General features: G+C 61.7%; 15 protein-coding genes. 9 read left to right on the plus strand and 6 right to left on the minus strand.

Annotated elements, in window-relative coordinates:
- Positions 1 to 5: 5 nt before the first annotated feature.
- The 5 genes from AEYBE204_RS33870 to AEYBE204_RS33890 all read left to right on the plus strand — a co-directional run bounded on the left by AEYBE204_RS33870 (position 6) and on the right by AEYBE204_RS33890 (position 7,289).
- Positions 6 to 1,439 carry an AAA family ATPase gene (locus tag AEYBE204_RS33870; protein WP_023463053.1) on the plus strand — a complete coding sequence of 478 codons (1,434 nt, stop codon included), beginning with the start codon at positions 6 to 8 and terminating at the stop codon, positions 1,437 to 1,439.
- 8 nt (positions 1,440 to 1,447) lie between these two features.
- Positions 1,448 to 3,073 carry a CpaF family protein gene (locus tag AEYBE204_RS33875; protein WP_031231043.1) on the plus strand — a complete coding sequence of 542 codons (1,626 nt, stop codon included), beginning with the start codon at positions 1,448 to 1,450 and terminating at the stop codon, positions 3,071 to 3,073.
- Positions 3,074 to 3,081: 8 nt separating this feature from the next.
- Positions 3,082 to 4,062: a type II secretion system F family protein gene (locus AEYBE204_RS33880; RefSeq protein ID WP_023463055.1), complete on the plus strand. Its 981-nt coding sequence runs from the start codon at positions 3,082 to 3,084 to the stop codon at positions 4,060 to 4,062.
- Between the two features lie 12 nt (positions 4,063 to 4,074).
- Positions 4,075 to 5,055 carry a type II secretion system F family protein gene (locus AEYBE204_RS33885; RefSeq protein WP_023463056.1) on the plus strand — a complete coding sequence of 327 codons (981 nt, stop codon included), beginning with the start codon at positions 4,075 to 4,077 and terminating at the stop codon, positions 5,053 to 5,055.
- A gap of 98 nt (positions 5,056 to 5,153) precedes the next feature.
- A complete protein-coding gene (locus tag AEYBE204_RS33890; RefSeq protein WP_023463057.1) occupies positions 5,154 to 7,289 on the plus strand; it encodes an exonuclease domain-containing protein in 2,136 nt (711 codons plus the stop codon).
- 209 nt (positions 7,290 to 7,498) lie between these two features.
- Here the strand turns inward: AEYBE204_RS33890 and AEYBE204_RS33895 are convergent, their stop codons facing one another.
- Positions 7,499 to 9,625, minus strand: a complete 2,127-nt coding sequence (locus tag AEYBE204_RS33895; protein ID WP_081724717.1) for a M3 family metallopeptidase — start codon at positions 9,623 to 9,625, stop codon at positions 7,499 to 7,501.
- Between the two features lie 163 nt (positions 9,626 to 9,788).
- On the opposite strand from AEYBE204_RS33895, the gene AEYBE204_RS33900 reads away from it, so the two are divergent.
- Together AEYBE204_RS33900 and AEYBE204_RS33905 are read left to right on the plus strand one after the other, a co-directional pair.
- Complete coding sequence (locus tag AEYBE204_RS33900) at positions 9,789 to 10,640, plus strand: glutamate racemase (protein WP_023463059.1); 852 nt, start codon at positions 9,789 to 9,791, stop codon at positions 10,638 to 10,640.
- A gap of 294 nt (positions 10,641 to 10,934) precedes the next feature.
- Entirely contained in the window at positions 10,935 to 11,138 is a 204-nt protein-coding gene (locus AEYBE204_RS33905) for a hypothetical protein (protein WP_023463060.1), read from the plus strand.
- 54 nt (positions 11,139 to 11,192) lie between these two features.
- Here AEYBE204_RS33905 and AEYBE204_RS33910 read toward each other — a convergent pair whose 3' ends face one another.
- Entirely contained in the window at positions 11,193 to 12,122 is a 930-nt protein-coding gene (locus AEYBE204_RS33910) for a hypothetical protein (protein ID WP_023463061.1), read from the minus strand.
- A gap of 178 nt (positions 12,123 to 12,300) precedes the next feature.
- On the opposite strand from AEYBE204_RS33910, the gene tkt reads away from it, so the two are divergent.
- Both tkt and AEYBE204_RS39625 read left to right on the plus strand, forming a co-directional pair.
- Entirely contained in the window at positions 12,301 to 14,292 is a 1,992-nt protein-coding gene (gene tkt / locus AEYBE204_RS33915) for a transketolase (RefSeq protein WP_023463062.1), read from the plus strand.
- Positions 14,293 to 14,491: 199 nt separating this feature from the next.
- Positions 14,492 to 15,793, plus strand: a complete 1,302-nt coding sequence (locus AEYBE204_RS39625) for a glycosyltransferase family 2 protein (protein WP_023463063.1) — start codon at positions 14,492 to 14,494, stop codon at positions 15,791 to 15,793.
- Here the strand turns inward: AEYBE204_RS39625 and AEYBE204_RS33920 are convergent.
- The 4 genes from AEYBE204_RS33920 to rfbB form a co-directional block, all read right to left on the minus strand.
- Positions 15,790 to 16,890 carry a mannose-1-phosphate guanylyltransferase/mannose-6-phosphate isomerase gene (locus tag AEYBE204_RS33920; RefSeq protein WP_023463064.1) on the minus strand — a complete coding sequence of 367 codons (1,101 nt, stop codon included), beginning with the start codon at positions 16,888 to 16,890 and terminating at the stop codon, positions 15,790 to 15,792. The genes AEYBE204_RS39625 and AEYBE204_RS33920 overlap by 4 nt on opposite strands.
- A gap of 242 nt (positions 16,891 to 17,132) precedes the next feature.
- The gene (gene rfbA, locus AEYBE204_RS33925) at positions 17,133 to 18,002 is read right to left on the minus strand and encodes a glucose-1-phosphate thymidylyltransferase RfbA (protein WP_023463065.1); all 870 of its coding nucleotides are present in this window, start codon (positions 18,000 to 18,002) and stop codon (positions 17,133 to 17,135) included.
- A 1-nt stretch (position 18,003) separates the two neighbouring features.
- The gene (gene rfbD, locus AEYBE204_RS33930) at positions 18,004 to 18,903 is read right to left on the minus strand and encodes a dTDP-4-dehydrorhamnose reductase (RefSeq protein WP_023463066.1); all 900 of its coding nucleotides are present in this window, start codon (positions 18,901 to 18,903) and stop codon (positions 18,004 to 18,006) included.
- 3 nt (positions 18,904 to 18,906) lie between these two features.
- Complete coding sequence (gene rfbB, locus AEYBE204_RS33935) at positions 18,907 to 19,956, minus strand: dTDP-glucose 4,6-dehydratase (protein ID WP_023463067.1); 1,050 nt, start codon at positions 19,954 to 19,956, stop codon at positions 18,907 to 18,909.
- Positions 19,957 to 20,003: the final 47 nt, after the last annotated feature.

The following is a 20,003-nucleotide window of genomic DNA, read 5'->3' on the forward strand; positions in this document are numbered from 1 at the left end:
ATAGCATGTCCTCCATCGCTACCCAGCACGATCCTTTCGACAGCTTCGACGACGCGGACGACGGCTTCACGCAGGACTACGGTCCCGTGGGTGCGGACCCGCTCGACCTCGATGACCCGTTCAGCGACCTTGAGCCGCTCAATGCCCGCGACGGCACCGCGCGTCAGGCCCTGACGACGGCGGCCCTGATCAGTAACGAACCGCCCGCCCTGCCGGAAGGCTTCGGCGGCGACTCGCTCGGTTCGGTCTCGATCCCGCGCATCGCCATCCACTTCTTCCCGAACAGCGACACCACGCTGCAATCGTGCGACACGGCGGCGCTCGACCGCCGCATGGCCCGCGCCCAGTCGCTGGTGCGCCGCGGCGGTATCGAGGAAGCCATCGCCGTCTATCGTCAGGAGCCGACCCCGTCGCTGGTCATCGTCGAAAGCGATGCGCGCGGTCGCGACCTGCTCGATCAGCTCGGTCAGCTGGCCGAGGTGTGCGACGCCAATACCAAGGTGGTCGTCATCGGTCAGCACAACGACATCTCGCTGTTCCGCGAACTGATGCGTCAGGGCGTGTCGGATTACATCGTCGCGCCGGTCCAGCCGCTGCAACTGATCAAGGTCATCTCGACCCTGTTCAACGATCCGGAAACGCCGTTCGTCGGTCGCGCCATCGCCTTTATCGGCGCGCGCGGCGGTGCGGGATCCTCGGTGCTGGCCCACAATTTCGCCCACGCCCTGTCCGAAGCCATGCAGGCCAATACGGTCATCGCCGACTACGACCTGCCGTTCGGCACCGCCGGGCTCGACTTCAATCAGGACCCGATGCAGGGCATGGCCGAGGCGCTCAACGAGCCCGATCGCCTCGACCCGGTGCTGCTCGACCGCATGCTGACGCGCTGCACCGAGCGCCTGTCGCTGTTCTCGGCCCCTGCCTCGCTCGATCAGGACTATCTGGCCGACGACGACGCCTTCGAGGAAGTGACGCGCAAGGTCCGCTCAGTCGCGCCATTCATCGTCATGGACCTGCCGCACATCTGGACGCCCTGGCTGAAAAAGGCCCTGATCGCCGCCGACGAGGTGGTGATCGTCGCGACGCCGGATCTGGCGAGCCTGCGCAACGCCAAGAACATGATCGAGCTGCTGAAGACCTTCCGCCCGAACGACAACCCGCCGCGCGTCGTGCTGAACCAGACCGACATGCCGGGTCGTCCGGAAATCCCGGCCAAGGACTTCACTGCGGCACTGGGCATGGAGCCGGTCTGCTCGATCGGCTTCGATCCCAAGACCTTCGGTCAGGCCGCCAATAACGGCCAGATGATCGCCGAATGCGCGCCAGGCTCTAAGGCGCACGACGCCTTGATCAGCCTGACCGCCGCGATCACCGGTCGCGTCGCTGAACCAGCCAAGAAACCATCGAAATCGCTGCTCGGTAAACTTTTCAAGAAGTGAGACCCTAAGTGTTCGGAAAGCGCCCTACGGATTCCAGCGGCAAACCCACCGGTTTGGCCGACGCCCCCCGCCCCGCCCCCACTGCGGGTGCGCAGGCGGCCGCCCAGGTGCGCCCGCAAGCTCTTAGCGGCGCGGCCCCCGCCGCTAAACCGCAGCAATTAAAAGGCGCGCCACCGCCCGCCGCCAAGCCGAACGCCGATATCGCCACCCGCCCTCAGGGGATAAGCGGCGCCGACGCCAAGTCCGAACCGATGGTCGAACGCCGCACCGACAAGGGCGCGGCCAAGGGTAACGGCAAGCTGTCCTCCGGCATCGACCAGATGCACAAGGCGCAGGCGGTCACCGAGATCGTCCGCGAGCAGTCCGACTACTACCACGCCACCAAGACGGCGATCTTCAACGCCCTGCTGAACACCATCGACCTCAGCCAGCTGGCCCAGCTCGATCAGAAGGCGGCGTCCGAGGAAATCCGCGACATCGTCTCCGAACTGGTGACGATCAAGAACGTCTCGATGTCGGTCGTCGAACAGGACGCGCTGGTTCAGGACATCATCAACGACGTTCTGGGTTATGGCCCGCTGGAACCGCTTCTGGCGCGCGACGACATCGCCGACATCATGGTCAATGGCGCCGGCCGCGTCTTCATCGAAGTCGGCGGCAAGGTGCAACTGACCAACGTGCGTTTCCGCGACAACGGTCAGCTGATGAACATCTGTCAGCGCATCGTGTCGCAGGTCGGCCGCCGCGTCGACGAAAGCTCGCCGATCTGCGACGCCCGCCTGCCGGACGGGTCGCGCGTCAACGTCATCGCGCCGCCTCTGGCGCTGGACGGCCCGACGCTCACCATTCGTAAGTTCAAGAAGGACAAGCTGACCATGCGCAATCTGGTGGAGTTCAACTCCATCAGCCCGGAAGGGGCGCGCGTGCTGGGCGTCATCGGCGCCTCGCGCTGCAACGTCCTGATTTCCGGCGGTACGGGTTCGGGCAAGACGACGCTGCTCAATACCCTGACGGCCTTCATCGACCCGACCGAGCGCGTCATCACCTGCGAAGACGCCGCCGAACTGCAACTTCAGCAGCCGCACGTCGTGCGTCTGGAAACGCGCCCGCCGAACCTCGAAGGCCAGGGTTCGATCACCATGCGCGACCTCGTCAAGAACTGTCTGCGGATGCGTCCCGAACGCATCATCGTCGGCGAAGTCCGCGGCCCGGAGGCCTTCGACCTCCTCCAGGCCATGAACACGGGCCACGACGGCTCTATGGGTACGCTGCACGCCAACTCGCCCCGCGAAGCCGTTTCGCGTCTGGAATCGATGATCACCATGGGCGGCTACGGCCTGCCGTCACGCACCATCCGCGAAATGATCGTCGGCTCGATCGACATCATCGTGCAAGCCGCGCGTCTGCGCGACGGTTCGCGCCGCATCACCCACATCACCGAAGTGCTCGGCCTCGAAGGCGACGTCATCATCACGCAGGACCTGTTCCTGTACGAGATCGAAGGCGAGAACAAGGAAGGCAAGATCATCGGTCGTCACCGCTCGACCGGCATCGGTCGTCCGCGCTTCTGGGACCGCGCCAAATATTACGGCCTCGAGCGCGAGCTGGCCGAAGCCCTCGACGCTTCTGAATAGGAACGGCCATGACCTTTGTTCTTATCGCGTTTCTGAGCTTCGTCATCATCGCCTCGATCGGCTTCGTCCTGACCAGCGGCAGCTCGACCTCCGACGCCGCCGTCAAGCGCGCGCAGGCCATCGTCGTCAGCACCGCCAACACCCGCCGCAAGGGCGGTAAGGCTCAGGCCGCCAAGACGCCCGAAGAACGCCGCAAGCAGATCCTGCTGCAACTGAAAGAGTCCGAACGCCGCGACCGCAAGGCGCGCCTGTCTCTGGCCGCCCGGATGCTGCATGCGGGCCTCAATCCCGATGTGAAGAAGTTCTGGATCATCTCGATTGCCATGGGCGTCGGGGCGGCCCTGATCGCCTTCGTGTTCAGCCAGAATCCGTATATCGCGCTGGGTGCCGCCTTCGTCTTCGCCTACGGCATTCCGCGCTGGTTCCTCGGCACCCTGGCCAAGGGCCGCATCAACAAGTTCACCGGTCTGTTCCCCGACGCGATGGACATCCTCGTGCGCGGCATCAAGTCCGGCCTGCCGGTCAATGACGGCCTAAAGATCATCGCCCGCGAAATGAGCAAGCCGCTGGGGCCGGAGTTCCAGCGCCTCAACGAGAACGTCGCCATCGGCATGGCGCTGGACAGCGCGCTGGAAAAGATGTGCGAGCGCATGCCGACCTCGGAACTGCGCTTCTTTACCATCGTTATCGCCATTCAGGCCAAGACCGGCGGTAACCTCGCCGAAGCGCTCGGCAACCTGTCGAACGTCCTGCGCGCCCGCCGCATGATGCGCGAAAAGATCAAGGCCCTGTCGTCGGAAGCCATCGCCTCGGCCTCGATCATCGGCGTCCTGCCGCCGGGCGTCGGCACCATGATCTCGCTGGTCAATCCCGGCTATATCGGCCCGATGTTCACCGATCCGCGCGGGCAGTTCATGTTCATGGGCGGCGCCGTCTGGATGCTGCTCGGCATCCTGATGATGCGCAAGATGATCAACTTCAAATTCTAGGGTGAAGCCAAAATGAGAGACCTCGCCCTGTTCATCCTCGACCCCGTCAACATGATGACGGCCATCGTCGCCCTGTTCGTCTTCTTCACCGCCATGACGCTACTGAAATCGATGACGTCCGGCGATCAGCTCGACAAGCGCATGAAGGCCGTGGCTGCCCGCCGCGACGAACTGCGCCGTCAGTCGCGCATCGGCATCGCCCAGCCCGGTGCCAATAGCGGTCTGCGTCACACCGACGAGGGCCTCTACAAGCGCATCGTCGAAAAGCTGAACCTGAAGACCCTGCTCGAAGACCCCAAGGTCGTCGACAAGCTGGCCATGGCCGGCTATCGCGGCCCGAAGCCGGTCTCGACCTTCTACTTCTTCCGCCTGCTGATGCCCTTCGTGCTGGGGCTGATCGCGACCTTCTACATCTTCGTGCTGAAATACGATTTCGGCCAGCCGACCAATATCAAGATCCTGATCTGCGTCGGCATGTTCGTCGCCGGCTACTATGCACCGAACATCTATATCTCGAACATGGCGTCGAAGCGCCGGGCCTCGATCATCGCCGCCTTCCCCGACGCGCTCGACCTGCTGCTGATCTGCGTGGAATCGGGGATGTCGATCGAAGCCGCCATCAACAAGGTGTCGCAGGAAATCGGCTCGGCCTCGATCGAGCTGGCCGAGGAAATGTCGCTGCTGGTCGCCGAACTGTCCTATCTGCCCGAACGTCGTATGGCCTATGAAGGCCTGTCGCGCCGCACCAACCATCCCGGCATCAAGGCGGTGTGTACGGCGATGATTCAGGCCGAAAAATACGGTACGCCGCTGGGGACGGCGCTGCGCGTCATGGCCAAGGAAAACCGCGAACTGCGCCTGTCCGCCGCCGAAAAGAAGGCCGCCGCCCTGCCCGCGCAGCTGACCGTGCCGATGATCGTCTTCTTCCTGCCGGTGCTGTTCGTCGTCATCCTCGGCCCGGCGATCCTCAACGTGATGGATATGAAGAAGTAGTCGTCCCGCCCTCCGTACGGGTCGGCAGGGCTTGCCTCGACAAACAAGAACATATATAGAACTCAGGCCCGGTTTGTCCGTTCCGAGGTTTTCAGTATATGCGTCCCTTTCCCGTCCTGCCGCCCACCTATTATCATTCCCATTTTATGGAAATGCTGGCCTTCGTGCGCGAAGTCTACGGCACGATGCTGGGCGAGGCCGAAACGGCCTTTCTGACGGCGTTCGAGTCGCTGAGTCCCGACGCACAGTGCCTCTATATCCGCATGTCGAACCGCAAACGCACCATCTTTACGCGTGCCGATCTCGACTACAGCGAAATCTACCACATCGACCTCGGCTTACAGGAACTGCACGAACAGAGCTTCGTGCGGGGCTTGTGTGAGGACGATTATCGCGCGTGCCTGGACGGCCTGACGCGCCCGGCGCTGGCCGATCTGGCGCGGACGCATGATCTGGAGACAAAATCGACCTGGCCTAAGGCTCGCCTGTGCGAGCACCTGCATCGGCAACTGGCCTTCGATGATTTTCAGGCGGGTTTCGACGCCGAACCTCGCTTTCTGCCCGCTCACCGTGAGACGGTCGGCTTTCTGCTCTACCTCTATTTCGGCAAGCTGAGCGGCAATCTCCTCGGCTTCACCCTGCGCGACCTCGGCGTGGTGCAGGTCCGGCAGAAAGATACCTATCAGGCGCGTTTCATCAACCGCGAAGAAGCGTTGGGCGGCTATGCCTATACGCGGCAACTGAAGGCGCTGAAAGGCGCGACGCCCACGGTCTATCTGGCCATCGCCGACACCGTGGCCGATCTGCCCACCGCGACGACCGAGTTTACGCAAGGCCTGCGCGACAGGCTGTTGCACGATGTGGGGCGCTTTTTCGAGCGGCAGAAGGATAACGAACGCGCCGTCGAATTCTATGCGCAATCGGGCCTGTTTGAGAGTCATGAGCGTGTCGTGCGGCTACTCTATGCGCAGGGCGATCATGAACGCGCCAAGGCCATGCTGGAAGCGATGCTCGACGCCCCGGCGCACGACGAAGAGTTCGTTTTCGCCGATGACTTTTATCGCCGAAAGTTCGGCGGCAAACGCACCAGCGTCTTTACCGACCTGCTGCGCGATGGCCCGCTGATCACCGCCGACGACCTCTATCGCGGCCTGCCGGAACTGGCCGCCGCCCGCCATTACGAAGCGCAGGGCTACACTGTCCATCACGTCGAAAACGGCCTGTGGCCCGCCTTGTTCGGCCTGCTGTTCTGGGACGAACTGTTCGAGTCCGAAGGTGCTCTGGCGTCGGGCTTCGACCGCGTGCCCGTGGCCCTGCGCGACCGGACCTTTCAGCGCAAATTTGCCGAGGCTATCGAGTCCAAACTGGCCTTGATCGAGCAGGGCAAGGCCGTAGACATAATTCTGAATAAATGGAATCGTCATGGCGCCGAGGAAAACGGCGTCTTCTGGGGCTGGCCCCGGCTCGGCGACCTGATCGCGGCCTTTTTGACCGCCGCCCCACCCCTTGCCGTTCGTCATGTCGTAGAGGCCCTGACGCAGGATTTCCATGTCCTGCGCGACGGTTTCCCCGACCTGCTCCTGATCGGGCCGGACGGCGTGCAATTCGTCGAGGTCAAGGGCGACGGGGATCAGATTCGCCGCCACCAGCTGGCGCGATTGAACCTGCTGAAAACGGCGGGCTTCGAGGTCGGCATCGCGCGCGTCACCTTCGTGCCGGATCCCGATCAGATCTATGTCGTGGTCGATATCGAAACAACCGGCGGGCGGTCGCAGTCCGAGCGCGTCACCGAAATCGGCGCGGTAAAGATGCAGCGGGGTGAAATCATCGACCGGTGGCAGACCCTGATCAACCCTCAGCGCCGCATCCCGGCCTTCATTACCGAGCTGACCGGCATCAGCAACGACATGGTGAAGGATGCACCGGTCTTCGCCGATATCGCCGACGACTTCGCAGCCTTCATGAAGGGCGGGGTTTTCGTCGCCCACAACGTCAATTTCGACTATGGGTTTCTGTCGCACGAATATCGGCGGCTGGAACGCCCTTTCCGTTATCCGAAACTGTGCACCGTGGCCTCGATGCGCAAGCACTATCCGGGTCTCGCCGCCTATGGTCTCAAGCCGCTATCGCGCGAATTCAATATCGAGCTGAAAAACCACCACAGGGCCATGTCGGATGCGCTGGCGGCGGCGGAGCTGCTCAAGCTGGTGAATGAAAAGAGATTGGCGATTTAACGCCATCATATACCTCCCCGCTGGCGGGGAGGGAACCATTTGCGAAGCAAATGGTGGTGGGGTGGCTAACGACCGTTCAGGGTGCGCAAGGCTACAGAATTAAGTAAGACACCCCACCACCACATCTCGCTCGCTTCGCGATCTCGTGCGGTTCCCGGCACCGGCCGCCCGGCTCCCCGCACTAAAGTGCAGGGAAGCACAAGACCTTCTTACGCAAACCCACGTGAGCGCATCAATGCCTTTGGATCGGCATCGCGGCCCCGGAAATTGCGATAGGCGATCGCGGGATCGATCGTATTGCCGACGCTGAGGATGTTTTTCATCATCTTCCCGGCGACCGTCTGATCGTAGAAACCGCCCGGCGCCTCGGCGAAGGCTTCGGAGCAATCCGCTGCCACGACGTCGGCCCACAGATAGCTGTAATACCCCGCCGAATAGCCATCCGAGGAGAAGACGTGGGCGAATTGCGGTGTGCGGTGGCGCATAACGATTTCCTTCGGCATACCGAGCTTGGTCAGCTCTTCGCGTTCGAAGGCGTCCGGATCGATGTCGGCGTCACCAGCCAGGTGCAGCTTCATGTCGATCAGGGCCGACGACAGATACTCGACCGTGGCAAAGCCCTGATTGAAGGTATCGGCCTTCTTGATCTTGGCCAGCAGTTCGGCGGGCATCGGCTTGCCGGTCTTGTAGTGCAGGGCGAAGCGGCTGAGGACTTCCGGGGTCGACAGCCAGCGCTCGTTGACCTGCGACGGGAACTCGACGTAATCGCGCGCCACCGACGTCCCCGACAGGGTCTGGTAAGTGACGTTCGACGACAGGCCGTGGATGGCGTGGCCGAATTCGTGGAACAGGGTCGAGGCGTCGTCCCACGAGATCAGGACGGGTTCGCCCGCCGCACCCTTGATGAAGTTGGAATTGTTCGACACGATCGGGATGATCGCCTTGCCGTGCTCTTTCGACTGGCTGCGGTAGGCGTTCATCCAGGCGCCCGACCGCTTGCCCTTGCGGGCATAGGGGTCGAGATAGTGGACGCCGATGACCTTGCCGTCGCGCAGCACCTCATAGGTCGTCACATCCGGATGGAAGACCGGCAGGCCGGTGACCGGGCGGAACCCGAAGCCGTAGGTCTGCGACGCCGCCCAGAACATGCCTTCGATCAGCTTGTCGAGTTGCATGTAAGGCTTGATTTCGTTCTCGTCGAGGTCGTAGCGCGCCTTGCGCACCTTTTCGGCGTAGAAGCGGTAATCCCACGGCTCGATGGTGATATTGGCCTTCTCCGCGTCGGCGACCTTCTGCATGTCGGCAACCTCTTCGTGGACGCGCTTGACGGCGGCCGGCCACACCGACTCCATCAGGCCCATCGCCGCTTCCGGCGTCTTGGCCATGGCGGTTTCGACGCGCCAGTGGGCGTGGGTCTTGTAACCGCGCAGATTGGCGCGTTCGACGCGCAGCTTGAGGATTTGCTTGATGAGGGCGTTGTTGTCCGACGCGTCGCCATTGTCGCCACGGTTGACGTAGAAGCGCCAGACCTTTTCACGCGTTGCGCGATTGGTGGCGAAGGTCGTCACCGGCTCCATCGCCGACCGCGTATTGGCCACGGCGTATTGACCGTCCTTGCCCGCCGCCTTGGCTGAGGCCGCCGCCGAAGCGAGGAAACCGTCCGACAGACCGGCCAGCTCGTCCTTGCTGAAATAGAGCGTCTGTTCTTCGTCGTGGAGCAGGTTATCGGAGAACTGATTGAACAGGACCGACAGCTCCTTGTTGATCGCGGCGACGCGCGTCTTGGCCTCCGGCGACAAGGCCGCGCCCGACCGAACAAAGCCGTTATGCGTGACCCACAGCAAACGGTCCTGTTCCGGCGTCAGCTTGAACGCCGCCTTGCCTTCGTAAACAATTCTTATTTTTTGGAATAGTTTTTCATTCTGGCTGATTTCATCGCCAAACGCCGCCAGTTTCGGCGACAAACGCTTCGAGATTTCCTGAAGCGTAGGCGTCGACAGGCCGCTGGACCACACGCCGTAGACCGTGGAGACGCGCTCCATCTCGGCCCCGGCGGTTTCCAGCGCCACGATGGTGTTTTCGAAGGTCGGCGCGGCCGTATTAGCGGTGATGGCGGCGATTTCCTTGCGTTGGGCGTTCATCGCCGTATCGAAGGCCGCTTCGAAGTCCTCGACCTTGACCTTGTCGAAGGGCGGGACGCCGCCATAGGGACCCGTCCAGGCCTGGGTCAGCACGGGATCGCCTTCGGCGGCGAACGCCGTGGCGGGTAACAGGCTTGTCGGCAGAAGACTGGCCGAGGCCATCAGCCCCATAACGGTGCGACGATCGATTTCCATCATAAACTACTCCTGACAGGTGCGCCGGACGTAACCGCCGCAAAAATTTTGTCTCTCTTGTAACCACGCGGTCCGGCTCAAGGCAAGAGCGGGCCCTATGGACGAGAGGCGCGCACCATCCTATGTAGGGGCATCAGCCTGTCCAATTAAGGAAATGTAATAAATGGCCATCGGTGTTTTCGATTCCGGCGTCGGCGGTCTGAGCATTCACCGGGCGCTGGTCGACCGGATGCCGGACGCGGATTTCATCTATCTTGGCGATCAGAAGCACGCGCCCTACGGCGAACGCTCCGGCGAAGAGATCGTCGACCTGACCCGGCAAGCCTGCGAAACCCTGTTCGAGGCCGGTGCGTCTCTGGTCGTTCTGGCGTGCAATACGGCTTCCGCCGTTGCTTTGCGCCGCCTGCAATCGACGTGGCTGGCCGGGGTGCGCAAGACCTATGAACGCCCGGTCAATGTGCTGGGGATCATCGTCCCCACCATAGAGGCCGCCACCGGCCTGCCGTGGGAGCACGAGGCCGAACGTCGCGGCCCTAAGATCGAGAACCTCGACGTGCTGGGTATCTTTTGCACCACGGCCACGGCGCGCTCACGCGTCTATGAGATCGAGATCGACAAGCGCCGTCAGGATCTGGCGGTGTTTTCGGAACCCTGCGTCGGCCTTGCGGGCATGATCGAGGCCGGTGAATCGGAAGAGACCTTGAAAGCCGTTGTCGAGAGCCGTGTTCAGGCCCTGAAAACGCGGATTGGACGCTATCCCGATCGCGCCATATTGGGCTGCACCCACTATGAGATCATCGGCGACCTGTTCAAGGCTGCCCTGCCGCCCGGCACGCCCCTGATCCATCAGCCGTCCTCCGTCGCCGATTCGCTGGGGCGCTATGTCGAGCGTCATCCGGAATACGATGTCGGTACGTCGGGCGGGCGGCGTTTCCTGACCACCGGCACCGCAGCGCAGCAATCCTCGCTGGTCGAGCGCTTCTGGGGCGGCCCGGTACGCTTCGAAAATCTCTAGGCGATAAACCGCAACGCCTTTGTCGGGCGGCAATAACAGCGCGACAGCATGATAACAGCGATATAATTGCCGCATTTATCATTTTGTGCGCCGCAACTATAGATTTTTTATTTTTCGCACCGCACACTCGTAACACGGGCGTCATAGGCCCGTGCCTATAGTTTTCCGCCCGACCCCAATTTCAGTAAAGACGTGCGCCGCGCCTTTATGCGCCTCAAGCGGCCAAGCCGCGCACCGATAGTGTACCGTTCAGGAAGATCCCGCTCACTATCCTTTATTCCGGAGGCCTCTATCATGGCACAACACGAAACCAACGAAACCTCGACCTCGGTTCAGAGCCGCGTCTTCTGGCTGGCCCTGTCGCTGCTCATCGCCGCCCTGTTCTTCTACGCCGCTTCGACCACGACCGGCGAAGCCTATGCTCAGGGCATGGGCGAAGGCGCCGCCTCGGCGTCCGACTGGAGCGGTTCGGCGTCGAGCGAAGACGCTTCGATGTAAGGCTTAGCGCCTCATATCCAAAGAAAAGCCTCCACCCGTGCGGTGGGGGCTTTTTTATTTGAGAAACTGCTTAAGGCGCGTGCGGATGCGCAGGTTGTAACGCATGAGGGCGAGGCGCTCCCGCAGGCGGTTGATACCAAGCGCGATGCGGCCCTGAAGATTATATTGTGAGGGACGGCGAAGCGCTGCCGGCGGCAGGACGTAATTATTATCCGGCAGAGGCGTATGGGCAAAGACGTGCAGATGCAGCATCCCCGCCAACGCACGATAGATGTCTTCCTCGAAATGCGCCCAGTCTACGCAACCCTTGGTGCGATCCAGCGGTGGATGCAGGGGCGGGCAGATAGAAAAGTCCTCGGTCTTGAGTTTCACCAACTCGACCCAGAAGTCCCGCGCCCGATGATAACGCTCGGCATTCTTGTCGATCTGGGAATACTGAAAGGACAGGACGACTATTTTCGCTTGCGGTTGACGGGCGCGTAGCCATTGCACAAGTCTTACGAAATTTTCCGCCGATTGTCGGGCGCTCAGCACATGGCCCAGCTTGCCGAAATCGGTGAGGTTTTCAAACATATGGGCATTGGAAAATATCTTTCCTTCCAGCCCCGTTTGAAACTCGAACAACTGTGCCGACAGATCCATGAAGTTGTCGAGCAGAATCAGGTCGATTTTGGTTTCTTCCAGCAACTCGAATAACGGCGTGGCCTCAGGTAAGTCGTGCCGCCCCATCTCTTCCGGGTACTGATTGGCGAGAATACGCCGCGCATAGTCCTCCGAGTCCGGCTTGAAGCGCACAAGCGCGCTCAGGTCCGCCAGGGACGGGGGCGTTGTACGTTTGTCGATATAATAGTCGATGAACTGGTCGCTGCGATTATGTGCAACATTACCCACGAGCTTCCAGCCATAGAACATGGATAGCTGCACCGCCGTCAGGTGCGACAGACAGGAGCCGAACGAGAGAACCAGAGGCTGAGAGGTGTTCATTAAGGTCTGTACTCGGTTGGGTTTCGACATTACGCGCGTGGGCATTTGGCACATCGCGCTTAACCTAATCCGAAAATTCGATCGGGATCAATTTTTCTGACGGGTTCTATGGCCAATAGCGAGCAGATGGGCTAGAGCATCTCATTATTCAACCCGATTATTTCAGAGAAGCATTGCCATGTCTGTCACCGAAGGCCTGTTTGAAACGAAACCGTCCCCCATCGTCATGGCTGATGCGATCCGCGTCCTTTCGATGGAAGCCGTGCACCGCGCCAAGTCCGGTCACCAGGGGATGCCGATGGGCATGGCCGATGTGGCCACCGTCCTGTTCACCAAGTTCCTCAAATACGATCCGAAGGCGCCCGACTGGGCCGACCGCGACCGCTTTATCCTGTCAGCCGGTCACGGCTCGATGCTGCTCTACTCGCTCCTGCACCTGACCGGCTACGCCTCGGTGTCGATGGAGGACATCAAAAACTTCCGCCAGTGGAACTCCGCCACCCCCGGCCACCCCGAATACGGCCACACGGCAGGCGTCGAATGCACCACCGGTCCGCTGGGTCAGGGCCTCGCAACCTCGGTCGGCATGGCGATGGCCGAGCGTCATCTGCACGCGCGCTTCCCCGAACTGGTCGATCACCGGACTTGGGTCATCGCCGGTGACGGCTGCCTGATGGAAGGCGTGTCGCACGAGGCTATCTCGCTGGCTGGACGTCTGAAGCTGAACAAGTTGGTCGTGCTGTGGGACGACAACAACGTCACCATCGACGGCGTGGCGACGATTGCCGAAACCGGCGATCAGCTGGCCCGCTTCAAGGCCGCCGGCTGGGCGGTCAAGGCCGTCGACGGCCACGACCACGGCAAGATCGCTGCCGCCCTGCGCTGGGCGACGCAGCAATCGAAACCCGTACTCATCGCCTGCAAGACCCTGATCTCGAAGGGCGCCGGGCCGAAGGAAGCCGATCCGCATTCGCACGGATATACCCTGTTCGATTCGGATATCGAACTGGCCCGTCAGGCGATGGGCTGGACCGCCGAAGCCTGGACCGTGCCCGCCCCGATCAAGAAGGCCTGGGAAGCCGCCGGGAAGAAGGCCGCCAAGCCGCGCAAGGCATGGGAAGCGGCGCTGAAAGCCCATCCGAACGGTGCCGACTTCACCCGCGCCATGAAAGGCGAACTGCCCGCCGACGCCTTTACCGCGCTGGATGCCCATATCGAAAAGCAGCTGGAGCTGAAGGCCGGGGACGCGACGCGTTCGGCCTCGGGTGCGGCGCTGGCGCAATTGGTGCCCTCGATCGACGACATGGTCGGCGGTTCGGCCGACCTGACGGGTTCCAACAACACCTTCGTCAAGGGCATGACGGCCCTCGACACCCCGAACTATGACGGTCGCTACGTCCATTACGGCGTGCGCGAATTCGGTATGAGCGCCGCGATGAACGGCATGGCCCTGCACGGCGGCGTCATTCCCTATTCCGGCACCTTCTTCGTGTTCTCGGACTATTCGCGCCCGGCCATCCGCCTCGGCGCGCTGATGAACATCCGCACGATCAACGTCCTGACGCACGATTCCATCGGCGTCGGTGAAGACGGCCCGACGCACCAGCCGGTCGAGCATCTGGCCTCGTTCCGCGCCATGCCGAACCTGCTGACCTTCCGTCCGGCGGATATCGTCGAAGCCGCCGAATGCTGGAAAGCCGCGCTTAAGTCGGAAACCACGCCGTCGATCATGGTCCTGTCGCGTCAGAAGGTGCCTGCTGTACGTGAGACCGGCGGCAATCTGTCGGCCAAGGGCGCTTACGAGATCAAAGCCGCCTCTTCGGAAGCGAAGGTCTCGATCTTCGCCTCGGGCACCGAAGTGTCGCTGGCGGTGGCCGCCGCCGCCGAACTGGAAGCCGCCGGTATCCCCACCCGCGTCGTCTCGACGCCGTGCTGGGCGCTGTTCGACCGTCAGGACGCCGCCTATCAGGCCAGCGTGCTGGGTACCGCCCCGGTCAAGGTCGCGGTTGAAGCCGCCGCCAAGCTGGGCTGGGAGAAGTTCATCGGTCAGGACGGCATCTTCGTCGGCATGGATGGCTTCGGCGCCTCGGCCCCGGCGGACCGCCTGTACAAGGAGTTCGGCATCACTGCCGCCAACGTCGTCGAACAGGTCAAGGCGAAGCTCGCTTAAGCCCGACCGATACACGCATAAAAAAACGCGGGTCGAATGGCCCGCGTTTTTTTATGCGCCGACTAAAGGGTAATGACTTTAGACAGAATCGTCATTCCGCTTTAGATGTCTGTTTTTTCGCGATATTGTCGTCGAAAACCGCTTACACTTTTCGACATATCGCTCTAGCCCTCACAGTCCCATGTGCCTAAGATAGGTCATGACTGCGAAAAACCCCGATCTTGCTCAGGACCTCAAGACCACCGAGGGCGATCTATCCCTACCCGCCGCCGGATCGGGTCGCTTTGCGCTGAACGGACTTTACAGGTTGAGCAGCGACGCACCGATCGAGCTGGAATTTACCGAACAGGCGACGCAACACCGCACTCTGATCTATTCCAAGCCCGGTCAGAATCTGTTCCTGCACCTCCCCGACGGCAATTATGGCGTCCATTACCGGGCTTTGGGCACGACGAAAGCCAATCGCCTTTCGATGCAATATCAAGGGGCTTTGCAAAAACTGGGGCTCTATGCCGCCAAGGCCATGCAAATCGCCAGTCAACCGGCGCGCTGGGGGGCGGCATGGCGTGAGCTTATGCGTCGCCGCAGCGACCAGTCGGTGGGGCTAAGCCTCGGCCGCACCGCGCCGTCGTCCGACATCGAGATCACACCGCGCGCGCCGGAATTGCCGCAACTGACGCATGACGCGGTCTCGATCATCATCCCGACCAAAACACGATACGACCTGCTCCGCGACTGCCTCGACTCGCTGCGGCGGATAAAGGGCGTGATCTTCGAGGCCATCATCGTCGACAATGGCGCAACGCATCCCGACATGCTGACCCTGCTCGACGAAGCGGCGAAACGTCCGGATGTCCGAGTCGTCCGTCACGATATTCCATTCAACTTCTCGCGCCTGTGCAATCTCGGTGCTGCCGAGGCAAAGCACCCTCTCCTGCTGTTTCTCAATGACGATATCGAGGCGCTGGACGGGGCCTGGCTGCGAGTAATGACCGGCTTTGCGGGGCGTGAGGATGTGGGTGTGGTCGGCGCACGTCTGCTTTATCCCTCCCGCGATTTGCAGCACGGCGGCGTGGCGACCCATCTTGTCCCCGGTCCCGGCCATCCGTGGCGCAATGCCCCCGAAAGCGTGTGGCGAACGCATCCGCTCTTGTCCGTCGCGGGTGAGGTCGATGCTGTGACCGGGGCATGCCTGATGATCCGTCGTGACCTGTTCGACCGGCTGGGCGGTTTCGACGAGACGCGATTCGCAATCACCCTGAACGACGTCGATCTGTGCCTCAAGGCACGACGGGCCGGACTGAAAGTGATTTATGCCCCCGACGCCACCCTCCTGCACAAGGAAGGCCAGTCACGAGGCGACGACGATGCCCCCGCTGAACGGGAGCGCCGGGCCAGAGAACTCAAGGCCTTTGTCGAAATGTACCCGGACTATGCCCGCCAGTCGGTATTTTATCCGCCGCATCTGCGCCGGGACACCGATACGGCAACTGCCGTTTAGGGCGCGACCGTCTCGCCGGTCAGTTCCGCCTTCAACTGCTGCAAGTCGCCTTGCAGCTTCTTGGCGGCTTCGGCGGCTAGCTTGACGTCCTGAGCGCGCGAAATCGGCGCTACGACGATGCCGGACGGCGTGGACACGACCATGATGTCGTCCAGCCCGATGATCGCCACCGGCGGCCCTTCGGCGCGGACCAGACAGTTGTGCGCATCGATGAGGATGGCATTGCCCTGAGCGTGGTTGCCGACGCCGTCCTTGGCGCCCAGACGCCACAGTTCGCTGAAACCGCCGACATCGGCCCAGCCGATATCGCACGGGGCCGTGGCGGCGCGCTTCGTGCGCTCCATCACCGCGTAGTCGACCGAGATCGAGGGACACAGGGTGAAGCTGTCGGGGTCGAGCAGACGCGTTTTGCCGTCGGTTTCGGCGCGCGTGAAGGCTTCGGTGGTGGCGCTCAGCACGTCGGGCTCATACTCGGCGATTTCTTCGAGCATGACCTGCGGTGAGAACAGAAAGATGCCGGCGTTCCAGTCGTAGCCGCCATCATTGACATAGGCCTGCGCCGTCTCAAAATTCGGCTTTTCAAGAAAGCGACGGATACCATAGACGCCGTCGGCCAGCAGACCGTCGCGCTGGATATAGCCGAAGCCGGTTTCCGGTGCGGTCGGCTGGATGCCGAAGGTGATAATGCGTTCCTTAGCGATCGGGGCCGCCCGCTGCATGGCGTCGCGGAAAGCGTCGGGTCGTGAGATCATGTGATCGGCAGGCACCAGCAGCACCAGAGCTTCGGGATCGATTTCCTGACCGATCAGGGCCGCCACGGCGGCCACGGCGGCGGTATTGCGGGCAAAGGGTTCGAGGATCACGGCCTGCGGCGACAGACCGATGGCGTCGAGTTGTGCCGTGGCCAGGGCCTGATGGCTCTTGCCGCAGATAACGACCGGCTTGAGGAATTCCGGTCCCGACAGGCGCAGGGCCGTCTCCTGAATCATCGTATTCTGGGTCGCCAGCGCGTGGAACTGCTTAGGCTGCTCCGGCGTCGACAGGGGCCAAAGCCGCGTCCCCGAACCGCCCGACATGATCACCGGCAATATTTTCATAAACGCGGTATCCCTGAAATACTCAAATGACATGGTCAGCCCATAAACAAATTGCCCGTAAGGCCGCAGGATGGTCAGACCGCCGCATCAAGGACAAGAGGGTTCCCTGCCCCACAAGATAAACCGTTCGTAAAAATAAAACAGGGCGCTTTTATGCCTGTATCCAAATCTCTGTGTAACAGACAAAAAAACGCCTCCCCATCTTCGTATGAGGAGGCGTTTTTTCAGAACCAGCTGCAAACCTAGCCCATGGTCAGGCATTTGCGCAGATACTTGCCGTAATCGCTCTTGCCGAGCGCGATCGACAGGCTTTCCATCTGCGCATTGTCGATGAAGCCCTTGCGCCAGGCGATTTCTTCCGGGCAGGCGATCTTGAAGCCCTGACGCTTTTCGAGAACACGGACGAATTCCGCGGCATCGAGCAGGCTGTCCGGCGTGCCGGTGTCGAGCCAGGCATAGCCGCGACCGATGGCCTGAACGCTCAGTTCGCCGCGCTCCAGATAGATGCGGTTGACGTCGGTGATCTCGTATTCGCCGCGTGCCGACGGTTTCAGGTTGGCGGCAATGTCGACGACCTGATGGTCGTAGAAATAAAGGCCGGTGATCGCCCAGTTCGAGCGCGGACGAATGGGCTTTTCTTCGACCGACAAGGCCTTGAAGTTCTCGTCGAACTCGACAACGCCGTAACGTTCCGGGTCGGAGACCTGATAGGCGAAGACGCTGGCGCCAGACTGAATCTTGGCGGCGCTCTCCAGAAACACCGGCAGGGAGGGGCCGTAATAGATATTGTCGCCGAGGATCAGGCACGACGGCTCGGAGCCGACGAAATCCGCCCCGATGATATAGGCCTGAGCCAGACCGTCCGGCGACGGCTGTTCCTTGTATTCGAGATTGATGCCCCACTGGCTGCCGTCGCCGAGCAGCTTTTTGAACAAGGGCAGGTCGTGCGGCGTCGAGATGATCAGCACGTCGCGGATACCGGCCATCATCAGGGTCGACAGCGGATAATAGATCATCGGCTTGTCGTAGACCGGCATCATCTGCTTGGAGACGCCTATGGTCATCGGATGCAGACGCGTCCCCGAACCGCCGGCGAGAATAATACCCTTCATGCTACTGCCCCTTTTGTGCCGACAGGCCCGTCAGGGCGGTCAGACACGCATCCAATGATATTTCCCACGGGTCCAGACGAAGCCCATAGCGTTGATTCAGTTTTTCCCCGCTGAGGCGCGAATTGGCCGGACGTTTGGCCGGCGTCGGATAGGCTTCGGTCGGGATCGGATGGACCTTGACCGCCTTGCCGCCGCGCGCCGCGGAGCCTTCGAAAACACCCTCGGCAAAACCGGCCCACGTCGTTTCGCCCTGCCCCGTCAGGTGGAAGACGCCGCGTAAGCCCGGATCGGCATCGGCGACGACGCGTTGCGCCACCGCGATCAGGGCGCGGGCGATTTCCGGCGCATAGGTCGGACAGCCGTGCTGATCGGCGACGACATTCAGTTCATCACGCGTCTCACCCAGCCGCAGCATAGTCTTGACGAAGTTATTGCCGTAAGGCGAATAGACCCAGGCCGTGCGCAGGATGACGTGATTGTCCGTCGCCGCAGCGATCTGCGCCTCGCCCGACAGCTTGGTCTTGCCGTAGACGCTGACCGGAGCGGGGACATCGTTCTCGTCGTAAACGCCGTCCTTATCGCCCGCGAACACATAGTCCGTCGACAGGTGGAGGATCGGCACGTTCAGTTCTGCCGCCAGCTTGGCCAGCGCGCCGGGACCGTCGCCATTGATGGCCTGAGCCAGTTCGGTTTCGCTCTCGGCCTTGTCGACCGCCGTATAGGCCGCCGAGGAGATGATGACGTCGGGTTTCGCGACACGCACCGGTCCGGCAAGCGTTTCAGGTTTCGACAGGTCGATATCGGGCAGACCGATGCGGATCACCTCGATCCCCATGCGCTCGCCCAGCGCCTTCAGCGAGGTATCGACCTGACCTTCGGTGCCCGTGACAAGGATGCGCATGGCTCAGGCCTTCAGGACGCCGAGGCGTTCACCGGTATATTCGCCGCGCAGCGGCCCCCACCAGTGCTCGTTCTCCAGATACCATTCGACCGTCTTGCGGATGCCGGTATCGAAGTTTTCGCGCGCCTTCCAGCCGAGTTCGGTTTCCAGCTTGGTCGCGTCGATGGCATAGCGGTGATCGTGGCCCGGACGGTCGGTGACGAAGGTGATCAGCTTGTCGTGCGGCGCATTGGCCGGACGCAGTTCGTCGAGAATAGCGCAGATACGGCGGACGACGTCGATATTTTTGCGCTCGTTGCGGCCACCGACATTATAGGTTTCGCCGAGACGGCCCTGCGAACAGATCAGGTGCAGGGCGCGGGCGTGGTCCTCGACATAGAGCCAGTCGCGGATGTTCGAACCATCGCCATAGACCGGCAGCGGTTTGCCTTGCATGGCATTGATGATGTTAAGCGGGATCAGCTTTTCCGGGAAGTGGTATGGGCCGTAATTGTTCGAGCAGTTCGACACGACGACCGGCATCCCGTAGGTGCGGTGCCAGGCCTTGGCCAGATGGTCCGAAGCGGCCTTCGACGCCGAATAGGGCGAGGACGGGTCGTAAGGCGTGACTTCTTCGAACAGACCGGTTTCACCCAGCGAGCCGTAGACCTCGTCGGTCGAGACGTGCAGGAAGCGGAAATTCGCCTTGGCTTCGCCCGTCAGAGACAGCCAGTAGTGGCGTGCGCCTTCCAGCATGGAGAAGGTGCCCATGACGTTGGTTTCGACGAAATCCTTGGCGCCGGTGATCGAGCGGTCGACGTGGCTTTCGGCGGCCAGGTGCATGATGTGGTCGGGTTTGAAATCCGCGATGATCTGCGCCACCTTGGCGTAGTCGCAGATGTCGGCCTGCACGAAGCTGTAGTTATTGGCGCCTTCGATGGGCGCCAGCGAGGCCAGATTGCCGGCATAGGTCAGCTTGTCGAGATTGAGCACGGTGGCGCCCACTTCCGAAACCAGATACCGCACCAGCGCCGAACCGATGAAACCGGCGCCCCCCGTGACTAGAATACGCATCTAAAAATCCCTTAAAATATAAATCCCCGCCCGCAATCGAGACGCGA

Origin of the sequence: Asticcacaulis sp. YBE204 (assembly GCF_000495855.1) — a bacterium.
Lineage (GTDB): Bacteria > Pseudomonadota > Alphaproteobacteria > Caulobacterales > Caulobacteraceae > Asticcacaulis.

What these genes read in the sequence shown, in the direction of transcription:
- AEYBE204_RS33870 (WP_023463053.1), top strand. Translation starts at nt 6, where the DNA reads ATGTCCTCCATCGCTACCCAGCACGATCCTTTCGACAGCTTCGACGAC.
- AEYBE204_RS33880 (WP_023463055.1), top strand. Translation starts at nt 3,082, where the DNA reads ATGACCTTTGTTCTTATCGCGTTTCTGAGCTTCGTCATCATCGCCTCG.
- AEYBE204_RS33885 (WP_023463056.1), top strand. Translation starts at nt 4,075, where the DNA reads ATGAGAGACCTCGCCCTGTTCATCCTCGACCCCGTCAACATGATGACG.
- AEYBE204_RS33890 (WP_023463057.1), top strand. Translation starts at nt 5,154, where the DNA reads ATGCGTCCCTTTCCCGTCCTGCCGCCCACCTATTATCATTCCCATTTT.
- AEYBE204_RS33895 (WP_081724717.1), bottom strand. Translation starts at nt 9,625, where the DNA reads ATGGAAATCGATCGTCGCACCGTTATGGGGCTGATGGCCTCGGCCAGT.
- AEYBE204_RS33900 (WP_023463059.1), top strand. Translation starts at nt 9,789, where the DNA reads ATGGCCATCGGTGTTTTCGATTCCGGCGTCGGCGGTCTGAGCATTCAC.
- AEYBE204_RS33905 (WP_023463060.1), top strand. Translation starts at nt 10,935, where the DNA reads ATGGCACAACACGAAACCAACGAAACCTCGACCTCGGTTCAGAGCCGC.
- AEYBE204_RS33910 (WP_023463061.1), bottom strand. Translation starts at nt 12,122, where the DNA reads ATGAACACCTCTCAGCCTCTGGTTCTCTCGTTCGGCTCCTGTCTGTCG.
- tkt (WP_023463062.1), top strand. Translation starts at nt 12,301, where the DNA reads ATGTCTGTCACCGAAGGCCTGTTTGAAACGAAACCGTCCCCCATCGTC.
- AEYBE204_RS39625 (WP_023463063.1), top strand. Translation starts at nt 14,492, where the DNA reads ATGACTGCGAAAAACCCCGATCTTGCTCAGGACCTCAAGACCACCGAG.
- AEYBE204_RS33920 (WP_023463064.1), bottom strand. Translation starts at nt 16,890, where the DNA reads ATGAAAATATTGCCGGTGATCATGTCGGGCGGTTCGGGGACGCGGCTT.
- rfbA (WP_023463065.1), bottom strand. Translation starts at nt 18,002, where the DNA reads ATGAAGGGTATTATTCTCGCCGGCGGTTCGGGGACGCGTCTGCATCCG.
- rfbD (WP_023463066.1), bottom strand. Translation starts at nt 18,903, where the DNA reads ATGCGCATCCTTGTCACGGGCACCGAAGGTCAGGTCGATACCTCGCTG.
- rfbB (WP_023463067.1), bottom strand. Translation starts at nt 19,956, where the DNA reads ATGCGTATTCTAGTCACGGGGGGCGCCGGTTTCATCGGTTCGGCGCTG.